The 14,056-nt window shown below is 47.7% G+C and carries 15 protein-coding genes; 5 read left to right on the top strand and 10 right to left on the bottom strand.

Going from position 1 to position 14,056, the window contains the following annotated elements; genetic code table 11:
* Positions 1-273: 273 nt before the first annotated feature.
* The 5 genes from FNE76_RS07445 to FNE76_RS07425 all read right to left on the bottom strand — a co-directional run bounded on the left by FNE76_RS07445 (position 274) and on the right by FNE76_RS07425 (position 3,311).
* Positions 274-738 (bottom strand): hypothetical protein, encoded by a 465-nt coding sequence (locus tag FNE76_RS07445; RefSeq protein WP_120948716.1) that lies wholly within the window; start codon positions 736-738, stop codon positions 274-276.
* An 11-nt stretch (positions 739-749) separates the two neighbouring features.
* A complete protein-coding gene (locus tag FNE76_RS07440; protein WP_120948717.1) occupies positions 750-1,460 on the bottom strand; it encodes a hypothetical protein in 711 nt (236 codons plus the stop codon).
* Between the two features lie 63 nt (positions 1,461-1,523).
* Positions 1,524-2,138, bottom strand: coding sequence for a hypothetical protein (locus FNE76_RS07435; protein ID WP_120948718.1), 615 nt, complete (start codon positions 2,136-2,138; stop codon positions 1,524-1,526).
* A 212-nt stretch (positions 2,139-2,350) separates the two neighbouring features.
* Positions 2,351-2,533: a hypothetical protein gene (locus FNE76_RS07430; RefSeq protein WP_120948719.1), complete on the bottom strand. Its 183-nt coding sequence runs from the start codon at positions 2,531-2,533 to the stop codon at positions 2,351-2,353.
* A complete protein-coding gene (locus FNE76_RS07425; RefSeq protein ID WP_120948720.1) occupies positions 2,520-3,311 on the bottom strand; it encodes a tyrosine-type recombinase/integrase in 792 nt (263 codons plus the stop codon). The genes FNE76_RS07430 and FNE76_RS07425 overlap by 14 nt, the downstream gene beginning before the upstream one ends.
* A gap of 495 nt (positions 3,312-3,806) precedes the next feature.
* Here FNE76_RS07425 and FNE76_RS07420 point away from each other — a divergent pair, with 495 nt between their 5' ends.
* Together FNE76_RS07420 and FNE76_RS07415 are read left to right on the top strand one after the other, a co-directional pair.
* Entirely contained in the window at positions 3,807-4,694 is an 888-nt protein-coding gene (locus FNE76_RS07420; RefSeq protein ID WP_143928466.1) for a DNA-methyltransferase, read from the top strand.
* The gene (locus FNE76_RS07415; RefSeq protein ID WP_120948722.1) at positions 4,691-5,296 is read left to right on the top strand and encodes a BglII/BstYI family type II restriction endonuclease; all 606 of its coding nucleotides are present in this window, start codon (positions 4,691-4,693) and stop codon (positions 5,294-5,296) included. The genes FNE76_RS07420 and FNE76_RS07415 overlap by 4 nt, the downstream gene beginning before the upstream one ends.
* A gap of 39 nt (positions 5,297-5,335) precedes the next feature.
* Here FNE76_RS07415 and FNE76_RS07410 read toward each other — a convergent pair whose 3' ends face one another.
* Genes FNE76_RS07410 through FNE76_RS07390 form a run of 5 tightly spaced genes read right to left on the bottom strand, consistent with a single transcriptional unit; the run spans position 5,336 to position 10,197 of the window.
* On the bottom strand, positions 5,336-5,575 hold the full coding sequence (locus FNE76_RS07410) for a regulator protein (RefSeq protein WP_120948723.1): 240 nt from the start codon (positions 5,573-5,575) through the stop codon (positions 5,336-5,338).
* A gap of 46 nt (positions 5,576-5,621) precedes the next feature.
* Positions 5,622-7,181: a phospholipase D family protein gene (locus FNE76_RS07405; protein ID WP_120955955.1), complete on the bottom strand. Its 1,560-nt coding sequence runs from the start codon at positions 7,179-7,181 to the stop codon at positions 5,622-5,624.
* Between the two features lie 18 nt (positions 7,182-7,199).
* Complete coding sequence (locus FNE76_RS07400) at positions 7,200-8,456, bottom strand: MFS transporter (protein ID WP_185963029.1); 1,257 nt, start codon at positions 8,454-8,456, stop codon at positions 7,200-7,202.
* Positions 8,456-9,472, bottom strand: a complete 1,017-nt coding sequence (lpxD, locus tag FNE76_RS07395; protein ID WP_120948725.1) for a UDP-3-O-(3-hydroxymyristoyl)glucosamine N-acyltransferase — start codon at positions 9,470-9,472, stop codon at positions 8,456-8,458. Before lpxD ends, FNE76_RS07400 begins: the two co-directional genes overlap by 1 nt.
* Entirely contained in the window at positions 9,469-10,197 is a 729-nt protein-coding gene (locus tag FNE76_RS07390) for a triose-phosphate isomerase (protein ID WP_185963030.1), read from the bottom strand. The genes lpxD and FNE76_RS07390 overlap by 4 nt, the downstream gene beginning before the upstream one ends.
* Before the next feature lie 114 nt (positions 10,198-10,311).
* Here FNE76_RS07390 and FNE76_RS07385 point away from each other — a divergent pair, with 114 nt between their 5' ends.
* Genes FNE76_RS07385 through FNE76_RS07375 form a run of 3 tightly spaced genes read left to right on the top strand, consistent with a single transcriptional unit; the run spans position 10,312 to position 13,864 of the window.
* Positions 10,312-11,088, top strand: a complete 777-nt coding sequence (locus FNE76_RS07385; protein WP_120948727.1) for a fumarate reductase cytochrome b subunit — start codon at positions 10,312-10,314, stop codon at positions 11,086-11,088.
* Entirely contained in the window at positions 11,085-13,139 is a 2,055-nt protein-coding gene (locus FNE76_RS07380) for a fumarate reductase flavoprotein subunit (RefSeq protein ID WP_143928465.1), read from the top strand. Before FNE76_RS07385 ends, FNE76_RS07380 begins: the two co-directional genes overlap by 4 nt.
* A complete protein-coding gene (locus tag FNE76_RS07375; protein WP_120948729.1) occupies positions 13,136-13,864 on the top strand; it encodes a fumarate reductase iron-sulfur subunit in 729 nt (242 codons plus the stop codon). The genes FNE76_RS07380 and FNE76_RS07375 overlap by 4 nt, the downstream gene beginning before the upstream one ends.
* The last annotated feature ends 192 nt before the right edge of the window (positions 13,865-14,056 follow it).

Here is a 14,056-nt window from a genome sequence, read left to right as displayed (position 1 = left end):
ATATAACAAGGGTTAAACGCAACGCGTTTAATGAGCAAAAGCCCTTAGGCTTTTGCAAAATGCTTTAGCGTTTTAATAGCCAAAACGGGCAATTAATACCAAAAGGCTAGCAAGCTCAAGCCCACCAAGATGATAAAACCAAATTGGCGCAAGTTTGCCCAACTAGAGTGGCAAAGGTTGATGACAATCTTTGCATTACACCCCTCTAGCCCCCTATGGTGGGCACTTGGTTAGGGGGTAATTTTGAATTTTGGATATAGCTTTTGCAAAGTTTTAAGCCAAAATGTGGCATAATGGCGCTAGTGGTTGCCCCGCCTTGTTGGGCGGGGTTGGTTTTAATATAACGGTTGTGCTAGAACCGTTAAAACCACCTGCGGGCTTGGCGTAGATGTGGGTGGCATAGCGTATAAACTCCGCAAAAGGGATGAGCAAGGGCACATGCACAATGTCGCCTTTAGGCCGTAGGCAACCAATTAGCATGCGGTCATAGATGTCGCCCACTTTGTGCAGCAGGCTTAAAAAACGCAGATTTTTAATGCTTAGGGCTCTGGCAGGCACGAGACAAGTCGCGTTCTGGTTAATTTGGGTGATCTCTGTCCCGTCCTTGGAGTCAAAAGCAATGTTAATCTTATCCCCATCTAAGCAGAGTTCAAAAAAGGAACTCCCTATGCCGGTTAAAACATAGGCCTGCACAAGCTCGCGACTGTAGGCGCGTTTGGTATTGTTGTGTTGCCGCATGGGTTCTCCTTTCAATGGTTAATGTTGGCTTTTAAGAAGTTTAGGGCTTTCTTATTCCAACCATCGCCGTCATCTTTGGGCTTTTTATTGTCGTTGTGCTCCTCTAGCTGGATAAAGCAATAGCTTTCAGGGTCCACCTTGAAGAAACACTTTTTATAAGAAGACCTGCCCATCTTGTTTTTGATGAAGTAGACTTGCCATAACTGCGTTAGCCGGCGTTGGACTTTGATGAGCAACCACTCCCGCAAGTCCTCTTTAAGGGGCAAATAGTGCAACTGGGGTTCGATCGCCTGATCCCCAAACAGACCGATAAATTCCTTGCTTGTGCTGAATTTCTCCCCCAAAATATCCACTAATGACCCTAAAAACACGGGCTTACCCAGTTCTTTGAGCTTCAACACGGCTTCTAAGATGAGCCGGTGGGGGGTGTCAAACTCTTCAAGAGGCAAGCCCTCTAGCAACTCTTCAGCATACTCCGGATAAATAACCACACTTCTAACGATCGTCGCTTCCAGCAAGCCGGGCTTAATTTCTAGTTGCATCGCCCTCCTCAAGTCCTGCCAGTAGCTTTGGGTTTGCAAAAATGCGCGGATGTAGAGATTCTCGGTGCTGAAGGCTTCTAGTGCCAAATAGAGACTCTCCAGTAATAAGGCGTTTTGGCTGGTGCGCAAATGGGCTTGTTTGCGCTGGTAGGTAATGGTCTTGCCGGTGAGCTCTTGCAAGTGCGCTATGAAACGGCTAAAAGCTTCTTGTTCCTTGGTGTTCAGCCCGTTGAGCCGTTGGACTTACTGGGTGGTGGAGCTGATTAGTTCGCTTTCTTGCTTTTTTAAGCCCTCCTTGTAGTTTTTCCACTCAAAATATAAATCTTTGCCCTTGACTCCTTTAGTGTGTTTCAACCCTTTAAAAACAACGCTTTGGCGTTGTTTCCCATGCGCATGCGTGCATGCGCGTTTAGGTTTTTCATGTTTCTTGAAATAGTTTATTAAGAAGGGGTTCAAATTTTGGCGGATAGTGGGAGTGCCCTTATCTGCGCTGGCCGCCATTTTTTGGCAATCTGTTGCATTGCCTGCCTTGCGGGCTTTGGGCTTGCTTTTGGATTTTTGCGGCATTCCGCCATTTTTTGGCGGATAGTCATTTTTGGCGGGCTGTAATTGCTGGGCTGTGGGCATGTGCAAAACCCATTGGGTTAAGCCATTGAGCCGCCCCCTCTGTGCGCGCAAAAAATGCACTTCTAGTAACCCTTTGGCCTTCAGGTGGCGTAAGTATTTTAACGTGGTGTTGAGCCCCAAACCTAAGGCCTTACCCAGCTCTGCGGTGCTTAAACTCCATTCAGCGGGTAGGTGGTTGATGTAGGCCAAAATGGCGATTTCTTGCGCGCAAAGCCCGCATTTAAATCTCATTGGGCAGGGCCGAATAATTGGCTTGTGGGTTGTATTTGCAGATGAGCGGGGTTAATGCTTGCTTTTGTTGTTGCATGGGGAGACTCCTAGATTGGGGTTGTGGTTAAAAAAAGAGAGAGATGATTAAAACTTGTTTGGGCAGATAGGCCGCATAAGCCCTAAGGGTTACATTAGCGTTATTGTGCCCTAGCATGGCACTTGTGCGCAAGACATTAGCCCCCACTGCTGAGCATCAAGCTAGCAAAAGTATGGCGGGTAGAATACAAACACCGGTGAGCGATCCCGCATTGGGCCAACAAACGCCTCCAAGGACGCTCAAAGCTCAAGCGGCGGTACTTGCCATGGGCAAAAAGCGCATCATTTGCCCCCAGCCCGTTTTGCTCAATGTGCTTCAAAAGGCGATTTTACCGGGTCGGGCATCTCAATGGTTCTGATGGAGCTCTCAGTCTTGGGCGTGGTGATCTTGCCTAGCTGGTTGATGGCGCGCTCTATACGGATCGTGTTGCGTTCAAAATCAATGTCAGATCGCCTTAGGGCTAAAATTTCACCCATACGCGCCCCCGTGAAAATAGCGACAACTAGATAAGTGCAGAAGATGCCCGGCTTGCAAGTGCTGATGATTGCCGTAACTTCTGCATCGCTTAGGGGCTTCTTCTTAGACGGTGTGGGGGTCTTTAGCTTGCGTTTGAAAAAGGGATTAAGGTCGATGTAGTCCATCACCATTGCAAAATCTAAAAGCTTTTGGAGCATTTTGATGATGGCACTTGTATAGCTGCGCGCATAGCCTCTTGCGGCCAACTTGTTGTAAAACTGGTGCAGCGTGGGCTTGTCAATCTCGCCCATATAGACGGGGTGATCCAGCAACTCCAACACCCGATCCATAATCTGGCGGGTATGGGTTTGGCTGGTTTCTTTGAGGTGGGCGTAAGTTTCCATCAACTGATCCACAACAAAGGCGACTTTGATCCGCCATTCTTGGGCCACCACCCCGCCGCCTTGTTTTTTCACGGGCTTAAACTTGGCCTTAGCCTTTAGCTTGCGGTTCATGCCCAACTTGATAGCCCACATCGCCCGGTTATCCGGGGTATCATCGCAAAATAGGCTTTTGCGGTCCCATTTGCCCTCGATATACTGCTCTAGATATAGCTTGCCATTGCGGTTATAGAATTTCATAAGAGACACCTTCCTCGTATTGGATTTTTTAAGGCCTTTGTTTGTAGCGTTTTTAGAGCTTATAGACGCTTGGTGTGGCTTAAAGCTTTTGACCCTCCCCTTGGGGCTTTGCTCCCCGCTATTGTCTAAGATTTTTCAAGCCAGCCAGTTGCGGGCAATGCAAAGAGAGCGGGCTAAAAAAAGCAAGATTGAACCGACTGATTTTTGCCTTATGCTCTAGGGGGTGTTTGTTGGTTTGGTGTGTGGTGGATAAAACTTAAATGCACTCGAGGGTTGTGGGTGTAAAACTCTTGGCGTGTAACCTTGGCTAAATCCTCTTGCTCTAAGTTGACTTTAATTAAAGTTCTATTGCACTCTAAAGCCTTTTAGACTAAAATACCTTTTTTGTTAGACATTCTGCTCTCTTTGCGTTGGTGTTGTGGACATGGGTGCGAGTTAAGCGAATTTAAATATAAGCACACATGGAAGTTGTGCTACCTATAAAGGGTTAATACAATGATTCTCAACGGCTCTATTTTGGATATTTTGGCACAAATAGAGGACTCTAGCTTTGATTGCATCATCACTTCACCCCCTTATAATGTGGGTAAGGATTATGAAAAGACAAGGAGTTTAGATGACTATTTAAGCGCGTTTGAACCTGTGTTAAAGGGGCTAAAAAGAGTGCTTAAAGAGAGTGGGAGTGTTGCATGGCAGGTGGGTAATTTCATCAAAGATAAAGAGGTCTATCCCCTAGACATTTACTTTTATCCCCTCTTTAAGGATTTGGGCTTTAGGCTGAGAAACCGCATCATTTGGAAATTTGGGCATGGCTTGCACTCCAAGCTTAGATTTAGCGGGCGTTATGAAACCATACTCTGGTTTAGCAAGAGCGATACTTATACTTTTAACTTGGATAGCGTGCGCGTGCCGGCCAAATACCCGGGCAAGCGCCACTTTAAGGGCACAAAAAAAGGACAACTCTCGGGCAACCCCAAGGGCAAGAACCCGGCAGATGTGTGGGAGATTGTGCTCAGAGATTGGGAGTGCCAGATTTGGGACATTGTCAATGTCAAGAGCAACCATGTAGAAAAAACCGCCCACCCTTGCCAATTCCCCATAGAATTAGTTGATCGCCTCATTTTAGCTTTGAGCAATCCCGGGGAGCGCATTTTAGATCCCTTTGGTGGGGTGGGGACAACGCTAATCAGCGCGCTTAAAAATGGCAGAAAAGCCCTCTGTGTAGAAAAAAAAGAGCTGTATTGCCAAATCGCTCGAGAGAGGGTGCTAGACTTCTTTAAAGGCACGCTCAAATGGCGTGAGATGAGCCAAGAAATTTACACGCCCAAGAACGACAGCGTGGCGCGCGTGCCAGAGGAGTGGCGCGGGTTGGGGGCTTATTGAAAATCGCGTATTGGCACTCCCATCTCAATGGACTAGAGTTTTTACAAGTCCATCACTTGGATTTGTGGCAAGAGATACAGAGTGTTATTCTTAACACCAATGCCTATGTGTGCCAAACAAAAATCTCGCAAGAAAGAGGCAGACAAGGCAATCGCTTATTTTCTCCAGCAGAGATCAACAAGGCTTTTGAGGTTTCTTTAAATGCTTTGGGTTGGCTAGAAAATAGGCAAAGTTATTATCTCACACCCCACCAATCTCTAGCCTTTGAAACCATGTATTTAAACCCTGAAATGCAAAAGCAAGCCATAGAGGCACAAGGAGAGATCGCCTACTTTTCCTATAACCAAACCGACTTTTTAAAAGAGCGCATCGCTATAGAACTGCAGTTTGGCAAATATGCCTTCTACGATCTCTTTGTAAAACACATGGCCTTTTTTGTCGCTAATGCTATTGATGTGGGCATTGAGATCGTCCCCACTAAAGCGATGTGCGCGCAAATGTCAAGCGGGATCGCCTATTATGAAAGTGAGGTGTATAATCTCTACAGACAAGGGCGCAACACCCCAGCCGTGCCATTGATTTTGATAGGGATTGAGCCTTAAGAGTTTGTAGGGAGGTAGACTTCAGTCTTGCGTATCAACTTATATTTGTTTGAGTTGCCCGATGTCAAGGGGACCAAAAATATCTTCAGGTGTGCCAAAGGCAAGGCTGACTTTTCTGGCGATCATGGATTTTGCGGTGCCGGGCGGTCCGTATAAAAAGATCGCTTTGCCCGCAAACATCGCTAACAACACCAAGCGCACGCATTCCTCACGCTCGAACAAATCTTTTTCCAACTCGGCGATGAGATTCTTAACTCTGTCTTTATATTTATGGGACATGGGAACTCCTTGTAAAAAGGGTATTATAGCGTAGCTGGGCTTGGGCTTATAGCTCGCTCTCGGGCAAAATCTTAGACCAATTTTTAATGAAGCGTAAAAAGGGGGAAGTGTTGGGGGGTTTGGTGTGCCAGATCACCTGCCCACCCTCCACACCCTCCCATACTAAATGCTGGCGTAATTTACACTTTTCTAGCACTAAGTGCCAGCTTTCTTGCATTTGTTCTTGCATCAAGTTTTGTAGGTGCGTAGCAAAGGTGCTATTATCAAAGATCACTACCGATTCGGTGTTGATTTGCGCCGATCGCGCATCTAAGTTGAAACTACCAATCCAAGTTTTACGCCCATCAAAAATGAGAATCTTGCTGTGTAAAGAGTTTTTCAAACGACCTTTAATTTTATATTTAATGCCCTTGGAGGTGTATTTGACATACTTAAAAAAGTCGTTTTTGGTTTCATAAACATTCGCTCCGGCTTTGACTAATTTTTTGGCATAACGTTCCCACGCACCATAAACCACAATCGCATCGGTGGAGGATAACGAGTTAGTTAAAATGTTGATCTCTAAGCCCTCTTTGAGCTTTTTTTTAAAGGTTTTGAGCAGTGCATGCCCGGGGATGAGATATGAGGAGGCAATGTAAAGTGAGTTAGTCGTGTGGGCTAAAATATTGCTGAGGGCTTGCTTGATAGGAGAATAGGGGGATGGAGCGTTGATCTTAGAAGGGTTATCGGCAATAAAAGAGGCACTACCATAGTAGCCGGTGTTTTTCTTGTGTATAAAATCTTGGATGAAGTCTTGCACCTCTTGGTTGTAATTTTGTTGATCGGGTGGGTGCAGGATTTTAGAAAGGGTGCTAGCATAGGTTTTAGCATATTTTTTCAGTTTATGGTGGCTGGGCAATAAATTGGCTGGGATCGCACTTTTGTAGTTCCAATACTCTAAAAAGCTCTTTTTGGCTTCTAAACCCACTTCGCCCAAAAATAGCGCATCTATGTCTAAAAAGTTCTCTTCTAAATCATTGTCAAAATAGACATCGGCGATATTGCGCCCCCCAATCACCAACGCCACATTATCCACGATAAATAATTTATTGTGCATGCGTTTTTTAATGCGATCGTAGCTGATAATCATCTCCAAATAACGCAAACCCCTATGGCGTAACCGATAGGGGTTAAAGATTTTGACATCAATATTGGGGTGGGTGTTGAGCATGATAATATCGGACATATCCGAGTCTAATCCGTTATCATCAATCAATAGCCGCACTTTCACGCCACGATTAGCCGCCTTATAAAGCTCAAACATCATCACCCGTGAAGAAATGTCGTTTTTGTAGATATAGGTTTGGATGTCAATATTATGGGTCGCCATGCGGATTAGGGCGATGCGCTGTAAAAGCGCGCTCTTGCCATCGAGCAACAAAAACCCCAAACTTTTAGAGCGATCGCGTTCCAAGATTGCCATGTAAGGCTGGGCAATAGGGGTTTGTAGGGGGTTATAGAGTTCTAAGGAATAGGTGGGGTAGGTGCTATTCTTTTTGACAATGGTAGAAAGACAGCCTGAAAACAACAGGGCGCAAAGAAGCCCAACAACGCGAAACGCTAGCACCCGCGTTCAAACTCCAAGCTAATCGAGATCTGTCTTTTTAGGCAAGCATAAAGAAGCCACAAACATGGCGGCCATGATCACAGCCACATAGACAAAAAAACCATTTTCCATCTGGACACTTTTAAATTTCAAAGCGACATAGGGGGCTGTCCCGCCAAAAATGGCATTCCCAATCGCAAAACTAAAACCCGTGCCCAGCGCGCGCACATGTTCGGGGAAAAGCTTGGCCTTGAAAATACCCGCCACAGAGGTATAAAAACTCAAAATCACAAACAAGCTCACCACGCCCATAAAGATCGCTCCGGGCTGGTGGGCGTGGTGTCTTAACAGATTAAAGAGCGGGTAAATCCCCACAAAGGCTAAAACCGAAAAGAGCGTTACGGCATGTTTGTGCCCGATTTTATCTCCAATATAGCCAAAGAGGGGCTGAATTAACATCAAAATTGCCAATGCTATTAAAAAAATATCATTCACGGCGGTTTTGGCCATGCCGGCATTTTCAACGAAGGTTTTGGCGTAAGTGGTGATGGTATAAAAGGCTAGCGAGCCCCCGGCTGTGATCACCATGACAATAATAAAAGCACGCCAATGGGGAATTAACGCCTTAATCGTGCCCCGATCGGTGTGTTCTTCTAGTTTGCTGGAACTCTCATCCATAACCCGGCGCATAAAGAGCGATCCGAGTGCCAATACCCCACCCAGTGCAAATAAAAACCGCCACGCATAGGCACTCATCTGCTCAACACTGAAAAATAAAAGTAAAATAGCGATGCTAGCTACTGCTAAGAATTGTCCCCCAATGAGGGTTACATATTGAAAGGAGGAGTAAAACCCGCGTTTGCCCGGGGTGGCCAATTCGGCTAAATAGGTCGCCACAATGCCATATTCCCCGCCCACGCTCAAACCTTGGATGAGGCGTGCCAAGAGCAACAATAAAATCGCCCAGTCGCCCACCACATCTTTACTCGGCAGTGCTGCGATCATAAAAGAGCCGGCCGCCATCATCAAAACCGAGATCACCATGGATTTTTTGCGCCCAACTTTATCGGCTAAAGAGCCAAAAAGCCAAGAGCCCAAAGGACGCACAAAAAAACCTACCGCAAAAATCCCAAAAGCTTGGATTTGCTGGGTAACAGGATTGCTAGACTCTGAAAAAGCATGGGCAAAGTAAGTAGCACTAAAGGCATAAATGTAAAAATCAAACCATTCCACTAAATTCCCACTACTAGCTGCAATAATGGATTTGATTTTTTGGGTGCGTGTGAGTTCTGCCATTAGCGTTTCCACAAGCCCTTAGCCTTGTCAATCAGGCTAGGTTTTTGCTTTTTGGCAAAGCGGCGCAATGTGGCTAAAAAGTGATGCCATTCATGAATCTCCATTGCCGGGATCGCCCCGGCGTAATTGGTATGGGGGGGTAAATCCTTGCCCACCGCCCCCTTGCCCCCAATTTGGGTAAATTCCCCAATGTGCATATGCCCCCCCGTGCCCACCTGCCCGCCTAAAACCACATTGCGCCCCATCGTGGTGGAGCCTGAAAGCCCCACTTGAGAAACGATGATGGAATGCTCGCCTAGCACGCAATTATGCCCCACTTGCACCAAGTTATCAATTTTGACTCCCTTTTTAATGTGGGTGATCCCAAAAACAGCGCGATCGATGGTGGTGTTCGCCCCGATTTCTACATCATCATCAATTTGCACAATGCCGGTGTGTTCGATCTTGACATGCTCGCCTTGGGCTGTGTGGGCGTAACCAAAACCATCGCTCCCAATTACGCTATTAGCATGGATATAAACATGGTTGCCAATTAAGGTATTCTGATAAATGGTAACATTGGGGTAAATTTGACAATGCGCCCCGATCTTTACCCCATCGCCCACCACCACATTAGCCATCAGCACGCTCCCCTCGCCCACTTCTACATTTTCTCCCAAGACCACCCCGGGCATTAAAACCACGCCCTCAGCCAATTTGGGAGGGTGGGGCTCAATGGGGCGGGCAAACATCGCACGCTTGAAAGCCTCTGAAACCTGCGCAAAGGCTAGGTGGGGGTTTGGACTAATAAGAGCTAGGCTACTTGCGGGCACTTTGCTCACAAACTCAGCACGGATGAAGATCGCCCCGGCTTTGGTGTCTTTGAGTTTTTTCAAATAGGATTTTTGATCCACATAACTTAAGTGGTTGGGAGTGGCTACTTCTAGGGGAGCAATCCCAGCCACCTCAAAATCCTTAAAATTTTGGGGTTTGGTAACCTCTAATTTATAAGTTTGCAACAATGTATCTAAGGTCATGCTAACTCCTTACAAGCACTAATTCTAATGATCTCTAACAAGGAGTCCAAATCTAAACACGCCTTGCCTACAAGCACACCATCCACCTCTGCCAAGTCCAAAATCTCTGTGGCATTACTTGTCTGCACACTCCCGCCATAGACCATCAAAGGAATAGTGCGCCCCGCTTGGCGCAAACCTGCTTTAAGGGCACATAAAGTGTTAGCAATATCGCTACTCTGTGCACTCACGCCCGTACCAATTGCCCAAATAGGCTCGTAAGCCACGATAAGTTTTGGGTAGTCTAGGTCGATCCCCTCAAGCTGTTTTAACAAGTGCGCAACAAGTGCTTTCTCTCCTTGTTCTCTTAGCTCCAAAGACTCGCCAATGCAAAAGATAATTTGGAAATGATGGGATTTAAAAAAGTGGAATTTTTCTGTACAAAAAGAATCGCTCTCTAGCAAACGCCTTTCGCTATGCCCGATCAACACGCTTTTAATTTGTCTCTTTTGCAAGGCTTGCAGGGTAACCTCACCGCTAAAGGCCCCCTCTAATGCGGGGTAGGCATTTTGTGCCCCCAAAGAAAAATGCGCATACGCATGCTGGACTTGCCCTAATTCTAAAATGGGGGGGAGGAGCACTACATAAGGAGCTAGCTTGGCATCTAGGCTACTATCTAGGCGTTCCAAATAGGGCAACAAATCGATCGCATAAGATTTAAAATTAGCCAAAACATACTTCAAAATACTCTCCTAGCAAAAATCCACAATCTAGTTTCTGCTATCTTAGCAAAAGATGGCAAAGATAACTGAAAAATACCGTAATTTTGCTATCATTTTGTGAAAATTTGAGGAGAGCGCATGCAGCAAGAGGAGATCATAGAGGGTTACTACGGGGTTACTACAGAGCGCAAGAAAAGCGGGGCGTATGCGAAATTGGATTTTTGGCAGAGCGCGACCGGGCTTGTCTTGGCGTTGTTTATGATCGCGCATATGTTCTTTGTGAGCAGTATTTTGATTAGCGATCGCGCGATGTACGCGGTAACAAAGTTTTTTGAGGGGAGTTTGTTCATCAAGGCGGGCGAGCCGGCTATTGTGAGCGCGGTAGCGGCCGGGGTGATTGTGATCTTAGTCGCGCATGCCTTTTTGGCGTTGCGCAAATTCCCCATCAACTACCGCCAATACAAAATCTTCAAGACGCACAAGCATTTGATGCAACATGGCGACACCACGCTATGGTTTATCCAAGTGGGTACGGGCTTTGCGATGTTCTTCTTGGCTAGCGTGCATCTCTTTGTGATGCTCACCGCGCCCCATAGTATCGGACCGCATGCCTCTTCTTATCGCTTTGTGAGCCAACATTTTTGGTTGCTCTATATCTTCTTGCTCTTTGCTGTGGAGTTGCATGGCTCTATTGGGCTCTATCGCCTAGCCATCAAATGGGGTTGGTTTAAGAATTTGGGCATTGAGGGCTTGCGCAAAGCCAAATGGGGCATGAGCGCGTTTTTCATCGTGCTAGGTTTGCTCACTTATGGGGCTTATGTCAAAAAGGGGCTCACCCAAAAACATGAGGGGATCATGAGCATACAGCAGGCGATCCAACTAGATGAAGAATTGCACAAGGAAGGAAAAGAATGAACATTATCTATTGCGATGCGTTAGTGGTGGGCGGGGGCTTGGCGGGTTTGCGCGCGAGCATTGCGTGCAAACAAAGGGGGTTGCACACCATCGTGCTCTCTTTAGTGCCTGTAAGGCGTTCCCACTCGGCTGCCGCCCAAGGGGGGATGCAGGCGAGTTTGGGCAATGCCAAGATGAGCGAGGGAGACAATGAAGACCTACACTTTTTGGATACGGTGAAAGGGAGCGACTGGGGTTGCGATCAGCAAGTGGCGCGCATGTTTGTAACCACCGCGCCCAAAGCCATTAGGGAGTTGGCTAGCTGGGGGGTGCCCTGGACGCGCATTAAAAAGGGCGATCGCAAGGCCGTCATCAATGGCGAGCATGTTACTATCACCGAGAGAGAGGATCGCCACGGCTATATCCAAAGCCGCGACTTTGGGGGGACTAAAAAGTGGCGCACCTGCTTTACGGCCGATGCCACCGGGCATACCATGCTCTATGCAGTCGCTAACGAAGCGTTGCGCTACAATGTGGATATTCAAGATCGCAAAGAGGTTTTAACTCTAATCCACCATGAGGGCGTGTGTTATGGGGCGGTGGTGCGCGATCTCATCACCGGGGGTTTGAGTGCCTATGTCTCTAAGGGCACGCTACTAGCCACCGGGGGCTATGGGCGAGTCTATAAGCACACCACCAACGCGGTGATTTGCGATGGGGTGGGGATTGCTTGCGCGCTAGAAACCGGAGTGGCCAAGCTAGGCAACATGGAAGCCGTGCAGTTTCACCCCACCGCGCTAGTGCCTAGTGGGATTTTGATGACAGAGGGGTGCAGAGGCGATGGGGGGATTTTGCGCGATAAATTTGGGCGCAGATTCATGCCCGCTTATGAGCCTGAGAAAAAAGAGCTAGCTAGCCGTGATGTGGTGAGTCGGCGCATTTTGGAGCACATTAAAAAGGGCTATGGCGCGCCCTCCCCCTATGGCGACCATGTGTGGTTGGACATCGCCATTTTAGGCCGCGAACATGTAGAAAAAAACCTACGAGATGTCCATGACATCGCTAAAACCTTTGCGGGCATTGACGCGGCAGATGACAGCGTGGAAACTCAAGACAACATGAAAGACATGCCCACAGATGAAGAACAATTTGGCCCAGGCGCGCCCAAACAAAAGGGCTGGGTGCCCATCAAGCCCATGCAACACTATTCTATGGGGGGTTTGCGCACCAATTACAAGGGCGAGAGCCATCTAAAGGGGCTCTTTTGTGCGGGTGAGGCGGCGTGTTGGGATTTGCATGGGTTTAACCGCTTGGGGGGAAATTCGGTGAGCGAGGCGGTGGTCGCTGGGATGATCATTGGGGATTATTTCGCCCAGCACTGCGCGCAAGCCAGCATAGACATCAATACCCAAATCGCCCAGAATTTTATCCAACACACCCAAGATCACTTGCAAGGGCTTTTGCACAATGAGGGCAAGGAAGATGTTTATCAAATTAGGGAGCGCATGCGCGAGATTATGGATGAAAAGGTCGGGGTTTTTAGAGAGGGCGCGATCTTAGAAGAGGCTGTACATGAATTAGAAGAGCTCTACAAACGCGCCTTGCATATCCATGTCAAAAACAAGAAAACCCATAATAATCCCGAATTAGAAGACGCGTACCGCACCCAAAAAATGCTCAAGCTGGCGTTGTGTATCTCTAAGGGCGCGCTGGATCGCACGGAGAGCCGCGGGGCGCACACCCGCATGGATTATCCTAAAAGAGATGACGCTAACTGGTTGAAGCGCACTCTAGCCTCATGGGAGGACCCTGCTCAAACTTTGCCCACCTTGAGCTATGAGGACTTGGACATCATGACTATGGAACTTAGCCCGGACTTTAGGGGTTATGGGGCTAAGGGCAATTTCATCCCCCACCCCCTTAAAGAGGAAAGAGATGCCCAAATCGCCAAAATCACCGAAGAGATCAAAGCGCGCGGGGGGGATCGCTACGCCCTGCAAGAAGCCCTCATGCCCTTTGATTTACAACCCCAGTACAAAGCCCGCAACATCAGACTAGGAGAAAACTCATGAGTCGCACCATCACCATCAAAGCCCTAAAGTTTGACCCCCAAAGCGCGGTGTCTAAACCCCATTTTAAGGAGTATCAACTCGAAGAAATCCCCTCCATGACGCTTTTTATCGCTTTGGGCATTATTCGCGAGACCTTGGATCCGGATTTGAGTTTTGATTTTGTGTGCCGGGCGGGGATTTGTGGGAGCTGTGCGATGATGGTCAATGGCCGCCCGCGCTTGGCGTGCAAGACTCTCACTTCTAGCTACAGCGAGGGGGTGATCACGCTCATGCCCATGCCCTCCTTCCCCTTGATTAAGGATTTGAGCGTGAATACCGGAGAGTGGTTTTTTAGCATGACCAAGCGCGTGGAAAGCTGGGCGCACCACCGCAAAGAGGTGGACATTACCCAGCCTGAAGAGCGCATAGACCCCGATGAAGCCCAAGCGGTGTTTGAGTTGGATCGCTGTATTGAATGTGGGTGTTGCATCGCTGCGTGCGGGACAAAACTCATGCGTGAAAATTTCATCGGGGCTGCTGGGCTAAACCGCGCGATGCGCTTTCTCATCGATTCGCATGACGAGCGCACCGATGAGGATTTTTACGAATTAGTGGGCGATGACGATGGGATCTTTGGGTGCATGAGTTTGATTGGTTGCCATGACACCTGCCCTAAAGAAATCCCCCTGCAAGAGAGTTTAGCCCAGCTAAGAAACCGCATGGTGAAGGTGGGGCGTAGCCGGTAGAGTAGTGGAGAAGGGGGGTTTTCCTACCCGCTTTGGATGGGTTTGGGTTTTTGTTCTGATGACAAGTCCGATTTTTCTTCCCTGTGTCTGCGTGCTCCATCTCTACAAATTCTTGCAACAACTCTTTTTGTCCCATAGCAAGCCTTCAAGCAAAGATAAAAGGGTGTTTTAACAAAAAATCCTACAGACTGA

It is taken from the genome of Helicobacter mehlei (genome assembly GCF_007280785.1).
GTDB classification, from domain to species: domain Bacteria; phylum Campylobacterota; class Campylobacteria; order Campylobacterales; family Helicobacteraceae; genus Helicobacter; species Helicobacter mehlei.
Note: the sequence above shows the minus strand (reverse complement) of the source record. Positions and strands in the feature narration are given on the sequence as shown.

Bases quoted from the DNA above. Each gene is read 5' to 3' on its own strand.
- FNE76_RS07445 (WP_120948716.1), bottom strand. From the start codon at position 738: ATGCGGCAACACAACAATACCAAACGCGCCTACAGTCGCGAGCTTGTG.
- FNE76_RS07435 (WP_120948718.1), bottom strand. From the start codon at position 2,138: ATGAGATTTAAATGCGGGCTTTGCGCGCAAGAAATCGCCATTTTGGCC.
- FNE76_RS07425 (WP_120948720.1), bottom strand. From the start codon at position 3,311: ATGAAATTCTATAACCGCAATGGCAAGCTATATCTAGAGCAGTATATC.
- FNE76_RS07420 (WP_143928466.1), top strand. From the start codon at position 3,807: ATGATTCTCAACGGCTCTATTTTGGATATTTTGGCACAAATAGAGGAC.
- FNE76_RS07410 (WP_120948723.1), bottom strand. From the start codon at position 5,575: ATGTCCCATAAATATAAAGACAGAGTTAAGAATCTCATCGCCGAGTTG.
- FNE76_RS07400 (WP_185963029.1), bottom strand. From the start codon at position 8,456: ATGGCAGAACTCACACGCACCCAAAAAATCAAATCCATTATTGCAGCT.
- lpxD (WP_120948725.1), bottom strand. From the start codon at position 9,472: ATGACCTTAGATACATTGTTGCAAACTTATAAATTAGAGGTTACCAAA.
- FNE76_RS07385 (WP_120948727.1), top strand. From the start codon at position 10,312: ATGCAGCAAGAGGAGATCATAGAGGGTTACTACGGGGTTACTACAGAG.
- FNE76_RS07380 (WP_143928465.1), top strand. From the start codon at position 11,085: ATGAACATTATCTATTGCGATGCGTTAGTGGTGGGCGGGGGCTTGGCG.
- FNE76_RS07375 (WP_120948729.1), top strand. From the start codon at position 13,136: ATGAGTCGCACCATCACCATCAAAGCCCTAAAGTTTGACCCCCAAAGC.